The organism is Streptomyces sp. GMY02 (assembly GCF_019056675.1).
In the GTDB taxonomy this organism is placed as follows: domain Bacteria; phylum Actinomycetota; class Actinomycetes; order Streptomycetales; family Streptomycetaceae; genus Streptomyces; species Streptomyces odonnellii.
In genome coordinates this window covers 3518202-3539966 of the sequence record NZ_CP077658.1, presented here as the reverse complement: position 1 = coordinate 3539966, position 21765 = coordinate 3518202, and the positions used below count along the sequence as shown (strand labels likewise).

The 21765-nt window shown below is 70.5% G+C and carries 18 protein-coding genes and 1 pseudogene; 9 read left to right on the top strand and 10 right to left on the bottom strand.

All coding sequences use genetic code 11. The features are described 5' to 3' along the window. The first annotated feature begins 84 nt into the window (after positions 1–84). Entirely contained in the window at positions 85–420 is a 336-nt protein-coding gene (locus KQY30_RS14900) for an Lsr2 family protein (protein ID WP_217307230.1), read from the top strand. Here KQY30_RS14900 and KQY30_RS14895 read toward each other — a convergent pair. Beyond that, positions 399–1067 carry an SCO3374 family protein gene (locus KQY30_RS14895; RefSeq protein WP_254407131.1) on the bottom strand — a complete coding sequence of 223 codons (669 nt, stop codon included), beginning with the start codon at positions 1065–1067 and terminating at the stop codon, positions 399–401. The two genes, KQY30_RS14900 and KQY30_RS14895, sit on opposite strands and share 22 nt — an antisense overlap. Positions 1068–1500: 433 nt before the next feature. Between KQY30_RS14895 and KQY30_RS14890 the strand changes: the two genes are divergently transcribed. Together KQY30_RS14890 and KQY30_RS14885 are read left to right on the top strand one after the other, a co-directional pair. Next, on the top strand, positions 1501–4020 hold the full coding sequence (locus tag KQY30_RS14890) for an ATP-dependent Clp protease ATP-binding subunit (protein ID WP_217307229.1): 2520 nt from the start codon (positions 1501–1503) through the stop codon (positions 4018–4020). A gap of 432 nt (positions 4021–4452) precedes the next feature. Next, positions 4453–5109: a M23 family metallopeptidase gene (locus KQY30_RS14885; protein WP_217307228.1), complete on the top strand. Its 657-nt coding sequence runs from the start codon at positions 4453–4455 to the stop codon at positions 5107–5109. Here the strand turns inward: KQY30_RS14885 and KQY30_RS14880 are convergent. After that, complete coding sequence (locus KQY30_RS14880) at positions 5099–5677, bottom strand: TetR/AcrR family transcriptional regulator (protein ID WP_217307227.1); 579 nt, start codon at positions 5675–5677, stop codon at positions 5099–5101. The two genes, KQY30_RS14885 and KQY30_RS14880, sit on opposite strands and share 11 nt — an antisense overlap. Before the next feature lie 186 nt (positions 5678–5863). Here KQY30_RS14880 and KQY30_RS14875 point away from each other — a divergent pair, with 186 nt between their 5' ends. The 3 genes from KQY30_RS14875 to KQY30_RS14865 all read left to right on the top strand — a co-directional run bounded on the left by KQY30_RS14875 (position 5864) and on the right by KQY30_RS14865 (position 8640). Further along, positions 5864–7429, top strand: a complete 1566-nt coding sequence (locus KQY30_RS14875) for an MDR family MFS transporter (protein WP_217307226.1) — start codon at positions 5864–5866, stop codon at positions 7427–7429. Between the two features lie 232 nt (positions 7430–7661). Next, positions 7662–8120, top strand: a complete 459-nt coding sequence (locus tag KQY30_RS14870) for a helix-turn-helix transcriptional regulator (protein WP_217311065.1) — start codon at positions 7662–7664, stop codon at positions 8118–8120. Positions 8121–8193: 73 nt separating this feature from the next. Next, on the top strand, positions 8194–8640 hold the full coding sequence (locus tag KQY30_RS14865) for a VOC family protein (protein ID WP_217307225.1): 447 nt from the start codon (positions 8194–8196) through the stop codon (positions 8638–8640). 81 nt (positions 8641–8721) lie between these two features. On the opposite strand, the gene cseC is transcribed toward KQY30_RS14865, so the two are convergent. From cseC to KQY30_RS14840, 5 genes are all read right to left on the bottom strand, one after another. Next, on the bottom strand, positions 8722–10041 hold the full coding sequence (gene cseC, locus KQY30_RS14860; protein ID WP_217307224.1) for a two-component system sensor histidine kinase CseC: 1320 nt from the start codon (positions 10039–10041) through the stop codon (positions 8722–8724). 47 nt (positions 10042–10088) lie between these two features. After that, positions 10089–10799 (bottom strand): two-component system response regulator CseB, encoded by a 711-nt coding sequence (cseB, locus tag KQY30_RS14855; RefSeq protein ID WP_217307223.1) that lies wholly within the window; start codon positions 10797–10799, stop codon positions 10089–10091. Between the two features lie 11 nt (positions 10800–10810). Further along, positions 10811–11422 (bottom strand): hypothetical protein, encoded by a 612-nt coding sequence (locus tag KQY30_RS14850; protein ID WP_217307222.1) that lies wholly within the window; start codon positions 11420–11422, stop codon positions 10811–10813. Positions 11423–11514: 92 nt separating this feature from the next. Next, positions 11515–12210 (bottom strand): SigE family RNA polymerase sigma factor, encoded by a 696-nt coding sequence (locus KQY30_RS14845; protein WP_217307221.1) that lies wholly within the window; start codon positions 12208–12210, stop codon positions 11515–11517. A gap of 203 nt (positions 12211–12413) precedes the next feature. After that, positions 12414–13430, bottom strand: a complete 1017-nt coding sequence (locus tag KQY30_RS14840; RefSeq protein WP_254407130.1) for an A/G-specific adenine glycosylase — start codon at positions 13428–13430, stop codon at positions 12414–12416. A 367-nt stretch (positions 13431–13797) separates the two neighbouring features. Here KQY30_RS14840 and KQY30_RS14835 point away from each other — a divergent pair, with 367 nt between their 5' ends. After that, positions 13798–14751, top strand: coding sequence for a hypothetical protein (locus tag KQY30_RS14835; RefSeq protein WP_217307220.1), 954 nt, complete (start codon positions 13798–13800; stop codon positions 14749–14751). A 252-nt stretch (positions 14752–15003) separates the two neighbouring features. On the opposite strand, the gene disA is transcribed toward KQY30_RS14835, so the two are convergent. Together disA and radA are read right to left on the bottom strand one after the other, a co-directional pair. After that, the gene (gene disA / locus KQY30_RS14830; RefSeq protein WP_046507681.1) at positions 15004–16128 is read right to left on the bottom strand and encodes a DNA integrity scanning diadenylate cyclase DisA; all 1125 of its coding nucleotides are present in this window, start codon (positions 16126–16128) and stop codon (positions 15004–15006) included. Between the two features lie 44 nt (positions 16129–16172). Beyond that, entirely contained in the window at positions 16173–17582 is a 1410-nt protein-coding gene (gene radA, locus KQY30_RS14825) for a DNA repair protein RadA (RefSeq protein WP_217307219.1), read from the bottom strand. Between the two features lie 200 nt (positions 17583–17782). Between radA and KQY30_RS14820 the strand changes: the two are divergent. After that, positions 17783–19713 (top strand): annotated as a pseudogene (locus KQY30_RS14820) (hypothetical protein). 154 nt (positions 19714–19867) lie between these two features. Here KQY30_RS14820 and KQY30_RS14815 read toward each other — a convergent pair. Then, positions 19868–20707: a hypothetical protein gene (locus tag KQY30_RS14815; protein ID WP_217307217.1), complete on the bottom strand. Its 840-nt coding sequence runs from the start codon at positions 20705–20707 to the stop codon at positions 19868–19870. Between the two features lie 40 nt (positions 20708–20747). On the opposite strand from KQY30_RS14815, the gene KQY30_RS14810 reads away from it, so the two are divergent. Beyond that, on the top strand, positions 20748–21683 hold the full coding sequence (locus tag KQY30_RS14810) for a Ppx/GppA phosphatase family protein (protein ID WP_217307216.1): 936 nt from the start codon (positions 20748–20750) through the stop codon (positions 21681–21683). Positions 21684–21765 lie beyond the last annotated feature (82 nt).

Below are 21765 nucleotides of genomic sequence, written 5' to 3'. Positions count from 1 at the left end.
GCTGAACCTCTGCCGGGGGTTTGTGTTTTCCTGAGAAAAGCGGTTTCCTTTCCGCGTACTGCATTTTCGATGAAAGGAAATCCGGTGGCACAGAAGGTTCAGGTCCTTCTTGTCGATGACCTCGACGGCGGCGAGGCGGACGAGACGGTGACGTTCGCTCTGGACGGCAAGACCTACGAGATCGACCTCACCACCTCCAATGCGGACAAGCTCCGGGGCCTCCTCGATCCGTACACCAAGGGGGGCCGGCGTACCGGTGGCCGCGCCGCGGGCAGCCGCGGCAAGGGCCGAGTCGCCACGGGCGGTAACAAGGACACCGCGGAAATCCGCAAGTGGGCGAAGGAGAACGGCTACAGCGTCAACGACCGCGGCCGTGTTCCCGCCGAGATCCGTGAAGCCTACGAGAAGGCCAACGGCTGAGTATTCGTACGAAGGGCATTTCTGCGCGGCATACGCAACAAGCGGGCCCGGTGGCACTCAGTCGCCGCCGCGTCCACGAGTCGTACGAGATCGGGGGCACCCCCACCACTGCCCCCGCTGCCGCCGCTCCGCCCCAGGGGGGCGAGTGACGGCAGCGTCGGCTCCGTCTCGCGTCCGGGCCCGGGGGGCCGCAACCACGTGGCGGCCCCCTGCGCGGTGACGCCGGGCCACCGCGGTGGCGCGGGAGCGGTGATCCGCCCGCCCGCGCCGACAGCGGTCAGCCCCAGGGCGATTCCGCCCCATTCCAGCCAGTCGAGCAGCCCCGGCAGCTCGTCCGCGCTCCCCGCGGCCACCAGCAGGGCCATCCGCCCGCCGAGCAGCGCCACGGGCCCCGTCGGGCCGATCCGCCGCAGCAGGGCCGCGCCCGCGTCGGCGGGCAGCTCCAGCACATCGAAACGCAGCCCGGTCCGCAGCCGTACGGGAGGCCCCGCCTCCACGGCCCAGCCGAGCCCCTCCTCGTACCACCGCGCGAGACAGCTCTCCTCCGTACCGATGCGACCGCCAGGGAGCGGACCACGCGGGAGGTGACCACGCGGGAGGTGACCACGCGGGAGGTGACCGCGCGGGGGCGGGACAGTGGGGGCCATGCCCGGAGCAACTCCCGACCCTCGCGCGGAGTTACGCTACGTCCGTGCCCGATCGCTCAATGTGCCGGAATCGGGGGCGTGCGGGCGCATTCAGGAGCGCAAGGGTGTTCGCCCGTAGCGGAGGGAACTGGGGTGCGCCGCATGGAGTGTCAGTGCTTACGGGTAAGACATTCCTAGTGGGAAGGGACGACACGCGGTTCCGGGCGTCTTGCGTTCGCCATCGGCGTAGTGATGGCGAGGGTATCTGCCTGGCCTGCGGGAACATCGTCTCGCACCATCGGGTTGGAGCTGTTGTCCGGCGTTCGGGGCTGGGAGCCTGGGACAGGTAGTCGGCAGTTGGAATGAGCGGTCCCCGCTTGCGGGACTAAGCTGCGGAAGGACAGGGAGGGGACCGACCCCTTTACTGCCTGACCGCTCTGAGGAGCGATTAACGATGTTCGAGAGGTTCACCGACCGCGCGCGGCGGGTTGTCGTCCTGGCTCAGGAAGAAGCCCGGATGCTCAACCACAACTACATCGGCACCGAGCACATCCTCCTGGGCCTTATCCATGAGGGTGAGGGTGTCGCCGCTAAGGCCCTGGAGAGCCTCGGGATTTCGCTCGAGGCGGTCCGCCAGCAGGTGGAGGAGATCATCGGCCAGGGCCAGCAGGCCCCGTCCGGCCACATCCCCTTCACACCCCGGGCCAAGAAGGTCCTGGAGCTGTCGCTCCGCGAGGCCCTTCAGCTCGGCCACAACTACATCGGTACGGAGCACATCCTGCTCGGCCTGATCCGCGAGGGCGAGGGCGTCGCCGCCCAGGTCCTGGTGAAGCTGGGCGCCGATCTCAACCGGGTGCGGCAGCAGGTCATCCAGTTGCTCTCCGGCTACCAGGGCAAGGAGGCCGCCACAGCGGGCGGTCCTGCCGAGGGCACGCCCTCCACGTCCCTGGTCCTCGACCAGTTCGGCCGGAATCTCACCCAGGCCGCCCGTGAATCCAAGCTCGACCCGGTCATCGGGCGCGAGAAGGAGATCGAGCGGGTCATGCAGGTGCTCTCCCGCCGTACGAAGAACAACCCGGTCCTCATCGGCGAGCCCGGCGTCGGCAAGACGGCGGTCGTCGAGGGCCTGGCCCAGGCCATCGTCAAGGGCGAGGTGCCCGAGACCCTCAAGGACAAGCACCTCTACACCCTCGACCTCGGCGCGCTCGTCGCCGGCTCCCGCTACCGCGGTGACTTCGAGGAGCGCCTGAAGAAGGTCCTGAAGGAGATCCGCACCCGCGGCGACATCATCCTGTTCATCGACGAGCTGCACACCCTGGTCGGCGCCGGCGCCGCCGAGGGCGCGATCGACGCGGCGAGCATCCTGAAGCCGATGCTGGCCCGCGGTGAGCTGCAGACCATCGGTGCGACCACGCTCGACGAGTACCGCAAGCACCTGGAGAAGGACGCGGCCCTGGAGCGCCGCTTCCAGCCCATCCAGGTCGCGGAGCCGTCCCTGCCGCACACGATCGAGATCCTCAAGGGCCTGCGCGACCGGTACGAGGCGCACCACCGCGTGTCCATCACGGACTCCGCGCTGGTCGCCGCCGCGACCCTCGCCGACCGGTACATCTCGGACCGCTTCCTGCCGGACAAGGCGATCGACCTGATCGACGAGGCCGGCTCCCGGATGCGGATCCGCCGGATGACCGCGCCGCCGGACCTCCGCGAGTTCGACGAGAAGATCGCGGGCGTCCGCCGCGACAAGGAGTCGGCGATCGACTCCCAGGACTTCGAGAAGGCCGCCTCCCTCCGTGACAAGGAGAAGCAGCTCCTCGCCGCGAAGACCAAGCGGGAGAAGGAGTGGAAGGCCGGCGACATGGACGTTGTCGCCGAGGTGGACGAGGAGCTGATCGCCGAGGTCCTGGCGACGGCGACGGGCATCCCGGTCTTCAAGCTCACCGAGGAGGAGTCCTCGCGTCTGCTCCGCATGGAGGACGAGCTGCACAAGCGCGTCATCGGGCAGAAGGACGCCATCAAGGCTCTCTCGCAGGCCATCCGCCGTACGCGAGCGGGTCTGAAGGACCCCAAGCGCCCCGGTGGCTCGTTCATCTTCGCCGGCCCGTCCGGTGTCGGTAAGACCGAGCTGTCCAAGACGCTCGCCGAATTCCTGTTCGGCGACGAGGACGCGCTGATCGCCCTCGACATGTCGGAGTTCAGCGAGAAGCACACCGTCTCGCGTCTCTTCGGTTCGCCTCCCGGTTACGTGGGATACGAGGAGGGCGGCCAGCTCACCGAGAAGGTGCGCAGGAAGCCGTTCTCCGTCGTCCTCTTCGACGAGGTCGAGAAGGCCCACCCCGACATCTTCAACTCCCTTCTGCAGATCCTGGAGGACGGTCGCCTGACCGACTCCCAGGGCCGCGTCGTGGACTTCAAGAACACGGTCATCATCATGACGACCAACCTCGGGACCCGGGACATCTCGAAGGGGTTCAACCTGGGCTTCGCGGCGCAGGGCGACACCAAGACCAACTACGAGCGGATGAAGAACAAGGTCAACGAAGAGCTGAAGCAGCACTTCCGGCCCGAGTTCCTCAACCGTGTCGACGACACGGTCGTCTTCCACCAGCTCACCGAGGAAGACATCATCCAGATCGTCGACTTGATGGTCGCCAAGGTCGATGAGCGTCTGAAGGACCGGGACATGGGCCTGGAGCTCAGCCCGTCCGCCAAGTCGCTTCTCGCCAAGAAGGGTTACGACCCGGTGCTGGGCGCCCGACCGCTGCGCCGGACGATTCAGCGCGAGATCGAGGACGTTCTCTCCGAGAAGATTCTCTTCGGCGAGCTGCGCCCCGGTCACATCGTGGTCGTGGACACCGAAGGCGAGGGCGAGACAAAGGCGTTCACCTTCCGCGGCGAGGAGAAGTCGCCTCTGCCGGATGTCCCGCCGATCGAGCAGGCCGCGGGCGGCGGTCCGAACCTGACGAAGGACTGACGCGCCGAAGGACCGACAGGGACAGAAAAGCACTGACCCAAGGGCTGCCCCGGAACCGCTTCTTACGGTTCCGGGGCAGCCTTCTTTCATTTCTTCCGGAGCGCGGGCCCATTAACTGCATTGTCATTGCCGCCTCTTGGGGTCAGGACTTTGGTCCTGAATCGGACGGGCCTTCTGCCCGGCGCCCGTGACATGCCGCACAGGCGATTCCGTCCCTACGAGCCGGATTAGTGGCCGGTCCTGGCACCGGCCGGGGCCTTTGCGCGGGCGATCGAAGCCTTTGACCGGGGTCTTAGCAAGGGAGTTCAGGGGCACCCCTACGACGAGATGTCGTAGATGGGGTGTTTTGGCATGAGATGGGGTCCGGGTTACCAAGGTGTGGCCAGCCCGGCGCAAAGGTGCCGGGTCCCTTGATGCCCGGAGGTTTTCGGAATGTCGCCGCGCAAGCTGTCCCGTCTGACCCGCCCGTCCGCCCTTCGTACCCGTGCCGGTGTCCTGGCTGCCGGACTCGGGGTGTCGCTGGCGGCCGGAACCGGGGCCGCGTTCGCCGCGACCGGCGGTGCCGCGCCCGCCGCCCCGGCCGTCGCCACGGCCGCCGTCCAGCACCAGGCCGCCGTCCAGACCTCCGCCCAGACCTCCGTACCGGCCAAGGCAAAGGCCAACGCGGTCCCGTCGTGGATCGATCCGGTCAGCCAGTACACGCTGAGCGCGGGCTTCGGCAGGGCCGGCAACATGTGGTCCGCGAAACACTCCGGCCAGGACTTCGCCGTACCGATCGGCACCGCGGTGCACGCCGTCCACGGCGGTACGGTCGTCAAGGCGGGCTCGTCCGGCGCCGGTGACGGTCCCGCGTACGGCAACGCGATAGTGATCAAGCACGGCGACGGCACGTACTCGCAGTACGCGCACCTGTCGAAGATCCAGGTCCATGTGGGCCAGTACGTGAAGACGGGCCAGCAGATAGCGCTGTCCGGCAACACCGGCAACTCCAGCGGCCCGCACCTGCACTTCGAGATCCGTACGACCCCGAACTACGGCTCGGCCGTCAACCCGGTGAACTTCCTGCGCTCGGTGGGCGTCAAGGTGTGACCGTGTGAGCGCTGATCATCAATTCGGTGGAGACCTCAAGGATGGCGAGCCGCTTCTCCTCGGGGTCTCCTTCGATGTCCTTGAGCGCGAACAGCCCGGCGTGCAGGGTGAACAGCGCGGTCATGCAGCGGACCCGGTTGGTCAGGGACGCGTCGGGATCCTGGATCAGATCGCGCATGTCCACCATGCGGCCCTTGAACGTCTCGCCGATGCTCAGATCGCGCACCGTCGCCTGGTTCTCCTGCATGAAGCGGAAGAGCGGTGTCGCGCCGGCCAGCGCCTCGCTGTAGCGGCGCAGGATCTCCCGCTTGGTCTCCAGCGTGTGCGGCTGGCTCCTGCCCCAGGTGATCAGTTCGTCGATCGGGCGCATCAGATCCTCGAAGAGGCTGATCAGGATGTCTTCCTTGGTCTTGAAGTGGTAGTAGAGCGCGGCCTTGGTGACATCCAGCCGCTCGGCGATCTCCCGCAGCGAGGTCTTCTCGTACCCCTGCTCGGCGAAGAGCTCCAGCGCGATGTCCTGGATGCGCTGACGGGTGTCGCCCCGCCGCGGGTGCTGTGCGCTGCCCATGGTGCTCTCTCTCCCGGGAAATAACTTACTTGACGCCCGACAAGTAGAAGGTCTACCTTCCCCAGTGTAGTCGGCTTGCCGGGCGGCAAGTAAGTGTCAGGGGAGTGCAGGGGAGTGGGGAATATGAGTCCGACCGGGAAACAGACGGGGAAGGGCGCGTCAATCGGCGGCGACGGCGAAGCGTCCATGGCCGCGCAGACGACCAAGGCCAAGGCCGAACCGCAGCCGCGGAGTGTGCGCGTGGTGCTGCTCGCGCTGATGATCGCGATGCTGCTGGCCATGCTCGACAACATGATCATCGGTACGGCGATGCCCACCATCGTCGGCGAGCTGGGCGGCCTGGAGCATCTTTCCTGGGTGGTCACCGCCTACACCCTGGCCACCGCCGCCTCCACCCCGATCTGGGGCAAGCTCGGCGACATGTACGGGCGCAAGAGCGTCTTCCTCACCTCGATCGTGATCTTCCTGATCGGATCCGCGCTCAGCGGCATGGCCCAGGACATGGGCCAGCTCATCGGCTTCCGCGCTGTCCAGGGCCTGGGCGCCGGCGGTCTGATGGTCGGCGTGATGGCGATCATCGGCGATCTGATACCGCCCCGCGAGCGTGGCAAGTACCAGGGCATGATGGCCGGCGTGATGGCGCTCGCCATGATCGGCGGACCGCTGGTCGGCGGCACCATCACCGACCACCTCGGCTGGCGCTGGAGCTTCTACATCAATCTGCCGCTGGGCGCGCTGGCGCTGGTGATGGTCACCGCCGTACTGCATCTGCCGGCGAAGGACCGGTCGAAGGTGACGGTCGACTACCTCGGCGCCGCGCTGCTGACGGTCGGCATCACCGCGATCGTGCTGGTCACCACCTGGGGCGGCACGGAGTACGCCTGGGACTCGGCCATGATCATGGAGCTGATCGCGATCGGCGTGGTCTCGCTGGTCGGCTTTGTCTTCGTACAGACCAGGGTCACCGAGCCGATCATGCCGCTGCACATCTTCCGCAGCCGCAACTTCACCCTGATGTCGGTGATCGGGTTCCTGACAGGCTTCGTGATGTTCGGCGCGGTGCTCTTCCTGCCGCTCTACCAGCAGTCCGTACAGGGCGCCTCCGCCACCAACTCCGGGCTGCTGCTCCTGCCGATGCTGCTGTCGATGATGGTCGTCTCGCTGATCGCGGGCCGGGTCACCACCAGCAGCGGCAAGTACAAGATCTTCCCGATCGTGGGCGGCGGACTGATGACGGCGGGGATGTTCCTGCTGGCGCAGATGGACACGGAGACCTCACGGCTGACGTCCAGCGTGTACATGGCCGTCCTCGGTGCCGGTATGGGCTTCCTGATGCAGATCACCATGCTGGTCGCGCAGAACAGCGTCGAGCTGAAGGACATGGGGGTCGCCTCCTCCTCGACCACCCTGTTCCGTACGCTCGGGAACTCGTTCGGTGTCGCCATCATGGGGGCGCTGTTCACGAGCCGGGTGCAGGACGAGATGGCCGCCCGGGGCGGCGGGGGTGTCACCGAGCAGTCCGCGCAGCTCGACGCGGCGAGCCTGGCGAAGCTGCCGGACGCGGTGCGCGAGGCGTACCAGGTCGCGGTCTCGTCGGGTACGCACGCGGCGTTCACGCTGGGTGCGGCGATCGCGGTGATCGGATTCGTCGCGGCCTTCTTCGTCAAGGAGGTCCCGCTGCGGGGCGCCGGAACGAAGCCGGCCGCGGAGGAGGCACCGGCCCTGGACGGCAAGGTCCCGCAGTCCGCCTGATCCCCGGTCCGTCCGCACTTCCGCATCCGTAACTCACACCGCGGCTCACTCGTGGCTCGCGGCCATGGCCCCCGGCGTATCGCGCCGGGGGCCTTCGCCGTCCGGGCGCCTGTGCGGGACCGGGCGCGTTGTCAGTGGTACGTGTCAGGATCGGGACGTGGAGAGTACGGGGACGGGTCCTGGGCCCGCGCACCTCGCCCATCTGCGGCGACTGCGCCTGGCCAAGGACGCCATGGACCGCGACTGGGCTGAGCCGCTCGACCTGGACGCGGTCGCGGCCCATGCCGGATATTCGCGGTACCACTTCGTGCGGGCGTTCAAGGCGGTCTACGGACAGACCCCGGGGCGCTATCTGTCCCGCAGACGCGTCGAGCGGGCCGAGGACCTGCTGCGTACGGCGGATCTCTCCGTCACGGAGATCTGCGCGCTGGTCGGCTTCACCAGCCTCGGCACCTTCACCTCGCGCTTCAAGCAGCAGACGGGCTGCACACCGGGTGAGTACCGGGCCCGGTACACCGGGCGCGGAGCCGCGCTCATACCGGGGTGCTACGCGATGCTCTGGGCCGGCGGATTCCCGGCCAGGGGGACCACGGACACGACCGGGGCGACACCGGCGAGCGAGGGCCCGCAGCAGCGCGGGGACAGCAGGGACAGCGGTTCGCAGCACCGCAATTCTGGAGAAGCGGGCTGAGGGCCGTCCTGCCTACGGTGACGGAGCAGGCGGCACCGACCGCCGGAGCCACGCACCACCGAGGGAGCACGTCATGATCAAAGGTCTTTCGATCGCCACCGTCTGGGTCCTCGACCAGGACCGCGCGAAGAAGTTCTACACCGAGAAGCTGGGCTTGGAAGTCCGTACGGACATGACCATGGGCGAGGGAGGGATGCGCTGGCTGACCGTCGGTGCGAAGGACCAGCCGGACATGGTGCTGACCCTGATGGTGCCCGGCACCCCGGCGATGGACGAGGAGTCCGCCGAGGCGCTCAGGAAGCTGGTCGTCAAGGGCGTCCTGGGCGCGGGTGTGCTGACCACGGACGATGTCCACGGGGACTACGAGAGGCTGAAGGCGCGCGGGGTGGAGTTCGTCCAGCCGCCCCAGGAGCGTCCGTACGGTACGGAGGCGCTGCTGCGGGACGACTCGGGCAACTGGTTCTCCCTCACCCAGACCCGGCAAGGAGACCTGGACCTGGACAAGGAGTGGGCGCACTAGGCAGGACCTGGGGGTGTCCCGCCGATCCTGCCGAACTCGCGGGGCCCGGCCCGATCGGCGGGGACACGGGCGGGACACCCCTTAGGGGATCTTGAGGATCGGGAAGCTGCCCGTGGTCGTCGGGGCGTGTTCCGGGAGCCAGAGGACCGCGATCGCGCCGCCCGCCCCTTCCGCGCCCTTCGCCCCTTCCGCGCCTTCCGGGCCCGCGTTGCGGAACGTCAGTCTGGCGCCCAGGACCCGGGCCTGGCCGGCCGCGATGGTCAGGCCCAGACCGTGGCCATGGCCGGCACGGTCGGTGGCGCCCGTACGGAACCGGCTCGGACCCTCGCGCAGCAGCGCCTCGGGAAAGCCGGGGCCATGGTCCCGTACGCGTACGATCCGGCCCTCGACCGTGACCTCGACGGGCGCGGCACCGTGCTTGGCCGCGTTCGCCAGCAGATTGCCGAGGATGCGTTCGAGCCGCCGCGGGTCCGTGCTGACCCAGGACTCGTGCACGACCGTGACCTCGATCTCGGGGTTCAGCAGGGCCACCCGCCGCCCGACGAACTCGCCGAGCGCGATCTCCTGGAGTTCGGCACGCTCCGACGCGCTGTCGAGCCTGGCCACCTCCAGGACGTCCTCGACCAGGGTGCGCATGGCCTGGGCCCGGTCCCGTACCAACTCGCTCGGGCGGCCGGGCGGCAGCAGTTCGGCCGCCGTGAGCAGCCCGGTCACGGGTGTCCGCAGCTCATGGGCGATATCGGCGGTGACCCGGCGTTCCGCCTCTATGCGTTCGTTCAGCGCGTCGGTCAGCGCGTCCACCGCGCGCGCCAGATCGTCCGTCTCGTCGCGTACGACTCCGCCGACGGCGTCCCCGACCCGTACCTCCGTATGTCCCTCGGCGACCCGGCCGGCCGCACCCGCGGCCCTGCGCAGCCGCCGGGAGAGCTGCCCACCGATCAGCACGCCCAGAGCGCAGCCCCCGAAGACCACCGAGGCCGAGCCGATGATCAGGGAGCGGTCCAGATCCTGCATGATCGTCGCGCTTCGGTCGGCGAACCGGCTGTGCAGCGACAGGACCGTGCCATTGCCCATGGGCACGGCCGCCCAGACATCGGGCACGCCGTTGGCGCCCTCCTCCACATAGGTCGCGCGCCGGCCCTGCCGCATCTTGTCCCGCAGTTCGTACGGCAGCCCGGGATCATTGATCTTCGTACCGAACTTGGGCTCGTTGGTCGAGTCGTACATCCGCTCCGCGAACAGCAGCCGTTCGAGCTGCACTTCGCGCGCGTTGTCGAGCATCGAGACGCGGGCCGAGTTGTGTACGACGAGACTCAGCGCCAGCGCGACCAGCGCGCCCACCGCCGCGATCGCGATGCTGATTTTCCACCGGACCCCGGTGCGCAGAGCGAGCCGCCTCATGAGCCGCGCCGTTTCACGAGCTGTGCCGTTTCATGAGCCGCGCCGCTTCATGCCTTGAGCTTGTAGCCGAAGCCGCGGACCGTGTCGATCCGGTCCTGGCCGATCTTGGTGCGCAGCCGCTGGACATGCACGTCCACGACCCTGGTGTCCCCGCCCCAGCCGTAGTCCCAGACCCGTTCCAGCAGCTTGTCGCGGGTGAGGACCGTCCCGGGCGCGGCGGAGAACTCCAGCAGCAGCCGCATCTCCGTCGGCGTCAGCGCCACCGGCTCGCCGCCCCTGCGCACCTCCATGCCGTCCGTATCGACCTCCAGATCGCCGAAGGTCAGCACTCCGCCGCTGCCGCCGGGCTCGTCCTGCCCGTTCCGCTCGTCGCCCGCGAGGCCGCCGGCGTGGCCGAAGCGGCGCAGTACGGCCCGGATCCTGGCGACCAGGACCGCGCTGTCGAAGGGCTTGGTCACATAGTCGTCGGCCCCCGCCTCCAGGCCGAGCACCACATCGATGGAGTCGGCGCGCGCCGACAGCATGATCACGGGCACGGTCGACTCGTCGCGGATACGGCGGCACAGACTGACGCCGTCCAGACCCGGCACCATCACGTCGAGCAGCGCGATGTCCGGTGTACGGGCGCGGAACGCCTCAAGGCCGGACAGCCCGTCCGGTATGGCGGTGACCACGAAACCCACCCGCTCCAGGGCGAGTTGGGTGGCCTCGCGGATGACGTCGTCGTCCTCGACGAACAGCACATGGGTTCCGGCCATCCCGCGGCCCCTCAGCCCTGGTCCGGTGCGAGCGGGACGGGCGTCGCCTTGACTCCGCCGCCCACCGCCCTGCTGTAGCTGTTGCGCACCCGGTAGCGCTCGCTGAACTTGGCGTTCCCCCAGCTATAGGTCACGACATCCTCCCCCGAGGGGTACGACATGGGGTCGCCCTGCGCGTACACCTGCTGCGTCACGACCAGCGCGCCGCGGTCGATGGTGGAGTAGACGGCGGGCTGCTCGTTGGCGAAGACGTTCACATACCGGTGGTTCTGCGAGCGGTATACGTACGTTCCGATGCCGACCGCGTCACCGCAGGTCATCACGTTGATCACCACATCGGGCGCGGTACCGCCGGTGAGATTTCCGTACGAGGTGTCCACCGGATAGGCGTCCTCGGCGCACGGTTTGAGATCGGCCTTGATCCGCCGGCTGACCTTGGGATCGTGGCGGAGCAGCGCCACCGCGTCCACGGTCCTCGCCGGGCTCGGCTCGGGGGACGCCGACTGGGGGGCGGGGATCCCGCGTTCGACCGGCGTGGTCATCGCCGCGCCCTCGTCCCTGGTGCCCGTACCCCCGGCCGAGCAGCCGGTCGCGAGCACGCAGAAGGCGGCGAGCCCGGCCATGGCCGTGGCAGCCGCCGCGAATGATCCGCCCTCCGGACACCGGCCCCCGGGAGATCTGCTCCCGGAGGGGACCCCCGGCCGGTCAGGGACCTTCAGGCCGCGCACCTCGCCCGCCCCCGTTCGTCACGCCCGTCACCCCTGTCCCGCCCGTCCTGCCCGCCCCGCCCGTCGCGACGGAGATCCCCACGCTGAAGATCCGCACGCTGAAGACCGGCATGTTGTCGATCCGTGCGCTGAAGATCCGTACGCCTCCTGGCGCGGGCGCGGGGCCGCGGGCGCGCCGGCTTCCCGCTCTCCCGCTCCCGGTTCTCCAGCTCCTCACGCAGCCGGGCCAGCGCCCGGTGCAGTGTGCTCTTCACCGTACCCACCGACATTCCGAGCGCGGCGGCCGTCTCCTCCGTACTCATCTGCTCCCAGTGTCGCAGCACCACGACACTGCGCTGCTTGGGAGCCAGGACTCCGAGGATCTCGATGAGCAGGGCGCGGTCGGCGTGCTGCTCCGCGCCGTCCTCGACACGGGCGTCGGGCAGCTCCTCGGTGGGGACCTCTTCGAGCTTGCGGGCGCGCCACCACTCGGTACGGGTGTTGATCATGACGCGGCGCAGATAGGCGTCGGCGAGCGACTTGTCGGCGATGCCGTCCCAGCGTCCGAACGTACGGGCGAGGGCGGTCTGGAGCAGGTCCTGCGCGTCGACGGGGTCGGGCACCAGTCTGCGGGCGCTGCGCAGCAGGGCCTCCTGCCGGGTACGGACGTACTCCTCGAATCCGAGCACCTCGCCCTGCGCCATGCCGACCGCCTCCGACCCCGTGACCGTCCTCGCTGTTCGCCGCCGTTCGCGGACGGCAGCGAAGTCCTTACGGCGGCGAAATTACGGAGCGCTTGTCACGGGGCTGTGCGGGACAGCCGTCGGCGGACGCACGGCTGTCCATCGGTTGTGTAACGGCCGGAGCCGGCGGAGAGCCGGCCGGTGCGGTACGTACCCGGATCCGGTCAGCTCTGCGGGAGCCGGTAGACACCGTTCTCCAGGGGCTCGACCAGTCCGTCCGCGACCAGTCCGTCCAGCGCCCTGGCGCGCTGCACCGGCTCGTCCCACACCGCGTCGAGCGCCGTCTGCGGCACCGGCCCGACCGCCTCGCGCAGTACGGCGAGAAGCCTTCCCCGCACCTGGCGGTCCGTACCCGCGTACGACTGGCCGCGCCGGGGCGCGCCGTCGTGCGCCGGCTTGTCCGCCAGTCGCCAGGCACACCGCGCGGCGATGGGACAGCGTCCGCACGCCTCGTTCTTCGCCGTGCAGACCAGCGCGCCCAGCTCCATGGAGGAGGCGGCCCAGCGCGACGCGGTGGCCGCGTCCTCGGGCAGCAGGGCGCGGGCCAGCTTGCGCTCGGCGGCCGTGGTCGCGTTCGGCGGGTACTGGACACCGGTCACGGCACGGGCGAACACCCGCCGCACATTGGTGTCGAGCACGGCGTGGCGCTGTCCGTACGCGAACGAGGCCACGGCCGCGGCCGTGTACTCACCGATCCCGGGGAGCGAGAGGAGCTGGGCGTGCTCGCGGGGTACGTCGCCTCCGTACCGCTCCGTTATCGCCTGCGCGGCACCGTGCAGCCGCAGCGCGCGGCGCGGGTAGCCGAGCCGGCCCCAGGCGCGTACCGCCTCGCCGGGGGCCTCGGCGGCCAGGTCGGCGGGGCGCGGCCAGCGGGCGAGCCACTGCTCGTACACCGGGAGGACCCGGCTGACCGGGGTCTGCTGGAGCATGAACTCGCTGACCATCACACCCCAGGCGCCCGCTTCGGGGCGGCGCCACGGCAGATCGCGTGCGTTCGACTCGAACCACGCGATGACGGGGGTGTGCAGGGCGGCCGGATCGGTGCCGGCCAGGACCGCGGCGGCCTGCGGCGCCACGGATGCGGCCGGGACGGGCGGGGTGGCGGTGACGGGTGAGGTGGGAGTGACGGCGGGGGCGGGCGTGGTGGGGGAAGTCGCGGAGTGCGCGGAGGTAGCAGTCATGGCACCACCGATCCTGGCACGTCAGGAAGCGTTGACGGTGCAGCGGGCGAGCGTGCGCCGGAGGTTGTCGCACGGCCGCGTCCGGGTGGCTCAGCCGCGGGGGGTCCGCGAGCTGATCGTCCGGTTGTAGCGCCGTTGATGTGATCAACCTATGAATGATGTCTGATGGCCATACGGTCCGATGGTTCGATGACCGGGAAGTCGCCCCTGATGTATCCCGAGCGGGTCCCGGATGGGTGCAAAAGGTGCCATTCATCTCAAGTCCGTTGCGGCTGGCGACCGTTCCGGGATGATGATCCGTAAAACTTGCCAAGACGGGCGGCATGTAGGGCGGGAGCAGGCCCTGATCTCTCGTACAGTTTGCGCCGTGGGATCTTTGCGCAATCCGGTCGGGCCGCTTCCCTCCACCATCTACTGGCGACGGAGGGCCATCGCAGCGGCGCTGATCGCGCTGCTGGCCTTGCTTGTCCTATGGATGGTCAACTTCGGTGGCAGTGACGGCAAGAAGAAGGGCGACGTCTCCGACGGCGCCAATCCCGCGACGTCCATCACACCCGGACCCTCCGGTTCCGGACCGGCCATAAGCGAACAGCCTGGCGGGCGCGAGGAGTCGGGCGACGCCGACGAGAACACCGGTGGTACGGAGGGCGGTTCGGGCTCCGGCACCGCCGACGGCAACAACGGCGACCCCGGCACCACCACCGCCGGCGCGGGCGGCACGGGCAGTGCGGGCGCGGGTACCGGCGGCGCGGCCGGTACGAGCGGCGCGGGCGGCGCCGGCGGCACCGGTACGGGCGGCGCGACCGGCGGCACGGCGAACGGCGGTGCGGGCGGCGCCGGTACGGGCACGGGTACCGGTACGGGCACCGGAGACGGCAGCACCACCTCGGGCCGGCTGGTCGGCGCGAGCTCCTCGCTCCCCAACTGCGCCCCCAAGTCGCTGACCCTGAGCCTCACCACCACAAAGGTCGCCTACGCGCCGGGCGAGAAGCCCGCGTTCCGGCTGAGCGTGCGGAACACCTCGGACACCACCTGCAAGGCGGACTTCGGGCCGAAGGCCATGGTGCTGACCGTCACCGACGCCGAGGACGAGCAGGTCTGGTCCTCCGCGGACTGCCCGAAGACCGGGGGGCTCTACTTCGAGGTCCCGGCGGGACAGACCGTCATCCGTACCGTGCAGTGGAACCGGGCGCGCAGCGCCCCGCAGTGCGCCACGCCGCCCGCGGGGGCGGTGGGCCCCGGTACGTATCTGGTCGAGGCGAAGACATCGCGGGCCGTGGTCCAGTTGGGCCAGCAGTCCATCCGCCTGGACAAGGACTGAGCCTCCGGCCGCCGCCCGGCCGTGGTGTCCTCAATCGCCGGACGGGCTGGTTCGCCCGCCCCTCCGGCGACACGGTCCGGACAGGACCTAGGCCCTGTCCGGCGGATCTTCGCGGGCCCGGAACGCCTGGCACGGCACCTCGCTGCGTTGTCGGAGTCGTCCGAGTACGTCCAGTACGAGGACGATCCTCCGCCTTGCGATGCACCGCACCAGCCGCCCCGGGCTGATCCGCGAAGATCCGCCGGACAGGACCTAGACGTACCGCTCCAGGATCGACGACTCCGCCAGCCGCGACAGACCCTCCCGCACGCTGCGTGCCCGCGCTTCGCCGACGCCGTCCACCGTCTGGAGGTCGTCCACACTCGCCGCGAGCAGCTTCTGCAGCCCGCCGAAGTGCTCGACCAGCCGCTCGATGATGGCGCCGGGCAGCCGTGGCACCTTCGCCAGCAGCCGGTAACCCCGCGGCGAGACCGCGGAGTCGAGTGTCTCCGGTGCCCCGCTGTACCCCAGCGCCCGTGCCACGGTGGGCAGTTCGAGCAGCTCGGAGTGGGTCAGCGAGTCCAGCTCGCCGAGTGCCTCGTCGACCGTACGGGCCCGCTTCGCGGTCGGCTCCGGCACATAGTCGCGTGCGACCAGATCCCGCTCCGGCTCCACACCCGCGATCAACTCGTCGAGCTGGAGTGAGAGAAGCCGTCCGTCGGTGCCCAGCTCGACCACGTACTCCGCGATCTCCGTGGCGATCCTGCGCACCATCTCCAGCCGCTGCGCGACGGCCGTCACATCGCGGACCGTCACCAAGTCCTCGATCTCCAGCGCGGAGAGCGTGCCCGCGACCTCGTCCAGGCGGAGCTTGTAGCGCTCCAGGGTCGCCAGGGCCTGGTTCGCCCGGGACAGGATGGCCGCCGACTCCTCCAGGACCCGGCGCTCCCCGTTCACGTACAGCGCGATCAGCCGCATCGACTGGGACACGGAGACCACCGGGAAGCCGCACTGCTTGGACACCCGGTCCGCGGTGCGGTGGCGGGTGCCGGTCTCCTCGGTGGGGATGGAGGACTCGGGGACCAACTGGACACCGGCCCGCAGGATCTTGGTGATGTCCTTGTCGAGGATGAGCGCGCCGTCGAGCTTGCACAGCTCGCGCAGCCGGGTCGCGGTGAACTCCACGTCCAGCACGAAACCGCCGGTGCACATCGATTCGACGGTCTTGTCCATGCCCAGGACGATCAGACCGCCGGTGTTTCCGCGCAGGATCCGCTCCAGCCCGTCGCGCAGGGCCGTACCCGGCGCGACCGCGCTCAGGGAGGCGCGCATCAGCGCTTCGTTGCCGGAGCCCGCGCCGGACTTTCCGGGTGCTGATGCCCGGTCGTTGGCTGCCACTGCACTCCTCCGGCTCGTACGGATGGGCGAGACCAGGGCAAAGTCTACCGGCGAGCGTTGTCCTCCCGTGGGGCGTCCGCACGACCCCGGCGCGGCAGCACCCTGAGAGCATCGCCCATGTCGGCGACTTCTATGACCTTCATACCGGCGGGGACCTTCCCTGGATCGGTCGGAACAAGGGCCTGCGTGAAGCCGAGCCGGTGTGCCTCCGCGAGCCGGCGCTGCACGCCCGTGACCCGTCTCACCTCGCCCGCGAGGCCCACTTCGCCGATCGCGACCAGGTTCTTCGGCAGCGGGGTGTCGCTGGCGGCGGAGGCCAGCGCGAGGGCGATCGCCAGATCGGCGGCGGGCTCGGAGAGCTTCACCCCGCCGACCGTCGCGCTGTAGATGTCCCGCTTGCCGAGCGCGCTGATCCGGCCGCGCTGCTCCAGCACGGCGAGCATCATCGAGACCCGCGAGGTCTCCAGGCCCGAGGTGGTGCGCCGGGGCGAGGGGATCTGCGAGTCGACGGTCAGCGCCTGCACCTCGGCGACGAGCGGGCGGCGGCCTTCGAGGGTGACGGTGAGGCAGGTGCCCGGTACGGGCTCGTCGCGCCGGGTGAGGAAGAGGCCCGACGGATCGGCGAGGCCGGTGATCCCCTCGTCGTGCAGTTCGAAACAGCCGACCTCGTCGGTGGCCCCGAAGCGGTTCTTCACCCCGCGCACCAGCCGCAGCCGGGCGTGCCGGTCGCCCTCGAACGACAGCACCACATCCACCAGGTGTTCGAGCAGCCTCGGGCCGGCGATCGCGCCGTCCTTGGTGACATGGCCCACCAGCAGGGTGGCCATGCCGCGCTCCTTGGAGGCCCGGATGAGCGCGCCCGCGACCTCCCTGACCTGGGCCATTCCGCCCGGCGCGCCGTCGATCTCCGGCGAGGCCACGGTCTGTACGGAGTCCAGCACGAGCAGCGAGGGCTTGACCGCGTCGAGATGGCCGAGGACCGCGGAGAGATCGGTCTCGGCGGCGAGATAGAGATGGTCGTGGATGGCCTTGATCCGGTCCGCGCGCAGCCGCACCTGACTGGCCGACTCCTCGCCCGTCACATAGAGGGTGCGGTGCTCCGCGCCGGCCGCCTTCGCCGCGACATCGAGCAGCAGCGTGGACTTGCCCACACCCGGCTCGCCCGCCAGCAGCACGACGGCGCCGGGGACCAGCCCGCCGCCGAGCACCCGGTCCAACTCGGCCACCCCGGTGGAGCGCGCGGTGGCCGTACGGACGTCGACCTCGCCGATCGGGAGCGCGGCGGTGGAGACACGGCCGGCCGAGGTGGTCCGTACCGCGGGCGCGCCGTACTCCTCGACCGTGCCCCAGGCCTGGCATTCGGGGCAGCGGCCGAGCCATTTGGCGGTCGTCCAGCCGCATTCGGTACAGCGGTAGGACGGCCGGTCCTTGGCGGTCTTCGTACGGGCAGCCATGGCGTCACCGTATCGGGCTCCACCGACAACACGGCCACAGCCGCCGGACAGGGCCTGCCCCGCTCCGACGCCGGTCGTGGCCCGCCGCCCTCGGTGTGCACATTTTGTGTCCCCTTATGAGCGATACATTCACCCGAATGGATTAAATGTGCTCAAGGGGTGTGAAGGGCGCGGGCCGCGCTGTCTACCGTCGCCGGGTGATGAGCAGTAGCTCCGATTCCTTCTCGCACACCACCGGCGCACATCGCGCGCCCCGTCGGGCGGTCCGTTCGACGGCGCGGCGCCCGTCCGCGCGGTACGGGCGGTACGAGCCCCATCTGGATGGCCTGTTCACGTACTGCCTCTCCGTGCTCTGCGACCACGACGCGGCGACGGAGGCGCTCGGCGCGGTTCTGTCGGTCTCCGAGCGGCAGCACGCCCGGTGCCCTTCGGACACGGGGGAGCGCAGGGTGTGGCTGTACGCGCTGGCCCGCTGGGCATGCCTGCGCACGCTCGCGGAACGGCGCCGCGAGCGCCTGGGGGCGCATTCGGGCCAGCGCGCGCCGGAGCCCGCTCCGGCAGCCGAGGTCGCGCCCGAGACCGCCGCACGCCGTCGGCGCGAACTCGCCCTGCTGGCCTGGCCCGAGGCCGCCGGTACGAGCCCGGAGCAGCGGGAGGTCCTGGAACTGGCGGTACGGCACCGGCTCGGCGCGCGCGAGGTCGCCGCCGTACTGTCCATGCGGCCGACGGCCGCCCGCGAACTGCTCTCCTCCGCCGCCTGCGAGGTGGAGCGCACCCGCGCGGCACTCGCGGTGGTCGCCACCGGCGACTGTCCGTCGGTCGCCCGTCTCACCGGTGACAGCGAGGTACGTCTCTCCGCGGCCCTCCGCCGTGAACTGGTCCGCCACGTCGACGACTGCCCCCGCTGCCGCCGAAGAGCCGAACGCGCGGAAGCGGCAGGCCCCTGGCCGGGCTCCCACCCTCAGCCGGCGGCACTGGGCGAGCCGGACGCGCTCGGCGCGGCTGCCCCCGGTGTGTCCCATCCGCCCGATACCACCGGCCGGACCGGCGCCGCCGCCCCGGCCGACCCGCCCTCCTCGCCCGTCTCACCTGGCGAAACGATTCCTTCCGGCACGGCCGCCTCCTCCGCCTCCTCCGCCCTGGCGGTCTCCCCGGGACCGCTGCCCCTCGTCGAGGCGCCCAGGACCGCCGCGTACGTCGCCGCCGCCCGCGCCCCGAAGGGCCGGCGGGCGGCGCCGCGGTTCGGGCGGGACGGATTCCCGCTGGACCCCAAGGAGCGGGCGGCGCGCCGTGAGCGGACGCGGACGCGGGTGATGACCGGCACCGTCGTGGCCACCGTCATCGCCGCGCCCCTGCTCGCGCTCGGGACGGCGTACCGCACCGCGCCCACCGAGGACCCCGCCATCAGTGCCCCGGAACCGGAGCGGCGGGCTTACGGCCACGACAGGAGCCACTCGCGTACCGGAGGCGCCGCCGACCGCGGCGACACCCCGGACTCCCTTGTCGTCGAGGTCGTCGGCGACGGTACGACGGTGGCCTCGGCGAGCCTGTGGCAGCCCGTTTCCGGCCGTATCACCGTCGAGGCGCGACCGGACGGCCGTACGACACTGATCACGCTCAGGGCGTCCGGCGGCGCCCCGGTCAAATGGTCGGCGCGCGCCACCGAGCCCTGGCTCGGGCTGAGCCGCCGCCACGGCACGCTCGCGCCGGGCGAGTCGTGCACGATCCGGGTGTCGGTGGACCGCAGGCGCGAACCGTCGGGGCCCTGGAGCGCGGGGATCGCGCTGCGCCCGGCGGGCTCGGTGGTGAAGATCTACGGTCATGGCTCCAGGCCGCCGTCCACGGCCCGCCCGCCCGGTCCGGGCCGGCACCCGGGCCGCCCCGCGCCCGGCGGACCGTCCCGGCCGCGCCCGACAGACCCGGCCGGGAATCCGACCCAGGGCCCCGCGAAGGATCCGACCACGGGTCCCACGCGCCCCGGCCCCGTCCCGGGCGATCCGACACCGACGGCCCCCGGCGATCCCACACCGCAGGACCCAGGACCTTCCGCCCCGGGATCCCCCGCACCGAGCGCCGCGGACCCGTCACCGGGCACGCCCGTCTGACGAGCCGACCGGAGCCGGACCCGTAACCCCGAGCCGGACCTGTGACCCTGAGCCGGCCCCGTACCCCTGTGTCAGACCCGCACCCACGCCCGGCCGCCCCGTACGACCCCTGAGCCGGACCGTACGCATGCCTGCGCCAGGACCCGTACCCATGCCTGCGCCGGGTCCCCCCCGCTACGCCTACGCCTGCGGCGGGTCCGCCGGGTGCGGTGCCACCAGCGGAAGCTCGCTCGCCATGCGCCGCTCGCACAGCTCCACCAGCTCGTCGTACGCCGCCTTGCCCATCAGCTCCGTCAGCTCCGGCCGGTACGTCTTGTACACCGGATCCCCCGCCCCGTGCGCCGAGGTCGCCGAGGTGCACCACCAGTGCAGATCGTGGCCGCCGGGACCCCAGCCGCGCCGGTCGTACTCACCGATCGACACCCGCAGCACCCGCGTGTCGTCGGGCCGCTCGATCCAGTCGTACGTCCGCCGCACCGGCAACTGCCAGCACACGTCCGGCTTGGTCTCCAGCGGTTCGCGCCCCTCGCGCAGCGCCAGGATGTGCAGCGAACAGCCGGCCCCGCCCGCGAAACCGGGGCGGTTCTGGAAGATGCAGGACCCCTTCCAGCGCCGCGTCTGGCGCTCGCCGTCCTCGTCCGTCTGCGTCCAGCCGCTCGCCGCCCCCTCGTCGTGGAACTGCCACAGCTCCGGGGTGAGGCGCGCCACATGCCCTGCCACCCGCTTCTCGTCGTCCTCGTCGGAGAAGTGCGCGCCCAGCGTGCAGCAGCCGTCGTCGGCGCGGCCCGCCTGGATGCCCTGGCAGCCGCTGCCGAAAACGCACGCCCACCGCGAGGTGAGCCAGGTCAGGTCGCAGCGGAAGACCTGGTCCTCGTCGGCGGGGTCGGGGAATTCGACCCAGGCACGGGCGAAGTCCAGGCCCTTCTCGTCGGAGTCCGGGCCGTACTCGGAGGAGGACACCGGAACATATGGGTTCGGGCGCTTGGCTTTGCCCGGCTTCGCCTTTTTCGTCTTTGGCACAGGTCCAGCGTATGCGCGCGGTCGCAGTAGCGTTCGGTTCATGAGACTCGGAGTCCTCGATGTCGGTTCGAACACCGTTCATCTCCTGGCGGTGGACGCCCACCGCGGCGCCCGCCCGCTGCCCGCGCACTCGCACAAGGCCGAGCTGCGGCTCGCCGAACTGCTCGACACGGACGGCGCCATCGGCCCCGAGGGCGTCGACCGGCTCGTCGCGACGATCGCAGACGCGCTCCAGGCCGCCGAGGACAAGGGCTGCGAGGACGTCCTGCCCTTCGCGACCTCCGCCGTACGGGAGGCCACCAACGTCGACCAGGTCCTCGGGCGTGTCAAGAGCGAGACCGGGGTGGACCTGGAGGTGCTCACCGGCGAGGAGGAGGCCCGTCTCACCTTTCTCGCGGCCCGCCGCTGGTTCGGCTGGTCCGCCGGGAAACTGCTGGTCCTGGACATCGGCGGCGGCTCCCTGGAGATCGCGTACGGACTCGACGAGGAGCCGGACGCCGCCGTGTCCCTGCCCCTCGGCGCCGGCCGGCTGACCGCCGCCTGGCTGCCCGGCGATCCGCCCGACCCGGTCGACGTGAAGGCCCTGCGCCGCCATGTACGGGCTCAGATCGCCCGTACGGTCGGTGAATTCGCCCGGTTCGGCGCACCGGACCACGTGGTGGCGACCTCCAAGACCTTCCGGCAGCTCGCCCGTCTCGCCGGGGCGGCGCGCTCCGCCGACGGCCTGTACGTACAGCGCGAACTGAGCCGTACGTCACTGGAGGAGTGGGTCCCCAAGCTGGCCGCGATGACCGCGGGCCAGCGCGCCGGGCTGCCCGGGGTGTCCGAGGACAGGTCGCCCCAGCTCGTGGCGGGGGCGCTGGTCGCGGAGGGCGCGATGGACCTGTTCGGGATCGAGGTGGTGGAGATCTGCCCGTGGGCGCTGCGCGAGGGCATCATCCTGCGCAGGCTCGACCAGCTCCCGACGACGACGTAGCAGGCTTCGACGCGTAGCAGACGAGCCGTAGCAGACGAGACGTGGAAGCGGTCGTCTCGGCGACCGGTGCCGGTGAACGGCT

What these genes read in the sequence shown, in the direction of transcription:
- KQY30_RS14880 (WP_217307227.1), bottom strand. Translation starts at nt 5,677, where the DNA reads ATGGGCAGCGCACAGCACCCGCGGCGGGGCGACACCCGTCAGCGCATC.
- KQY30_RS14865 (WP_217307225.1), top strand. Translation starts at nt 8,194, where the DNA reads ATGATCAAAGGTCTTTCGATCGCCACCGTCTGGGTCCTCGACCAGGAC.
- KQY30_RS14840 (WP_254407130.1), bottom strand. Translation starts at nt 13,430, where the DNA reads ATGACTGCTACCTCCGCGCACTCCGCGACTTCCCCCACCACGCCCGCC.
- KQY30_RS14850 (WP_217307222.1), bottom strand. Translation starts at nt 11,422, where the DNA reads ATGGCCGGGCTCGCCGCCTTCTGCGTGCTCGCGACCGGCTGCTCGGCC.
- KQY30_RS14875 (WP_217307226.1), top strand. Translation starts at nt 5,864, where the DNA reads ATGGCCGCGCAGACGACCAAGGCCAAGGCCGAACCGCAGCCGCGGAGT.
- KQY30_RS14810 (WP_217307216.1), top strand. Translation starts at nt 20,748, where the DNA reads ATGAGACTCGGAGTCCTCGATGTCGGTTCGAACACCGTTCATCTCCTG.
- KQY30_RS14890 (WP_217307229.1), top strand. Translation starts at nt 1,501, where the DNA reads ATGTTCGAGAGGTTCACCGACCGCGCGCGGCGGGTTGTCGTCCTGGCT.
- cseC (WP_217307224.1), bottom strand. Translation starts at nt 10,041, where the DNA reads ATGAGGCGGCTCGCTCTGCGCACCGGGGTCCGGTGGAAAATCAGCATC.
- cseB (WP_217307223.1), bottom strand. Translation starts at nt 10,799, where the DNA reads ATGGCCGGAACCCATGTGCTGTTCGTCGAGGACGACGACGTCATCCGC.
- KQY30_RS14870 (WP_217311065.1), top strand. Translation starts at nt 7,662, where the DNA reads ATGGACCGCGACTGGGCTGAGCCGCTCGACCTGGACGCGGTCGCGGCC.
- radA (WP_217307219.1), bottom strand. Translation starts at nt 17,582, where the DNA reads ATGGCTGCCCGTACGAAGACCGCCAAGGACCGGCCGTCCTACCGCTGT.
- KQY30_RS14845 (WP_217307221.1), bottom strand. Translation starts at nt 12,210, where the DNA reads ATGGCGCAGGGCGAGGTGCTCGGATTCGAGGAGTACGTCCGTACCCGG.
- KQY30_RS14895 (WP_254407131.1), bottom strand. Translation starts at nt 1,067, where the DNA reads ATGGCCCCCACTGTCCCGCCCCCGCGCGGTCACCTCCCGCGTGGTCAC.
- KQY30_RS14885 (WP_217307228.1), top strand. Translation starts at nt 4,453, where the DNA reads ATGTCGCCGCGCAAGCTGTCCCGTCTGACCCGCCCGTCCGCCCTTCGT.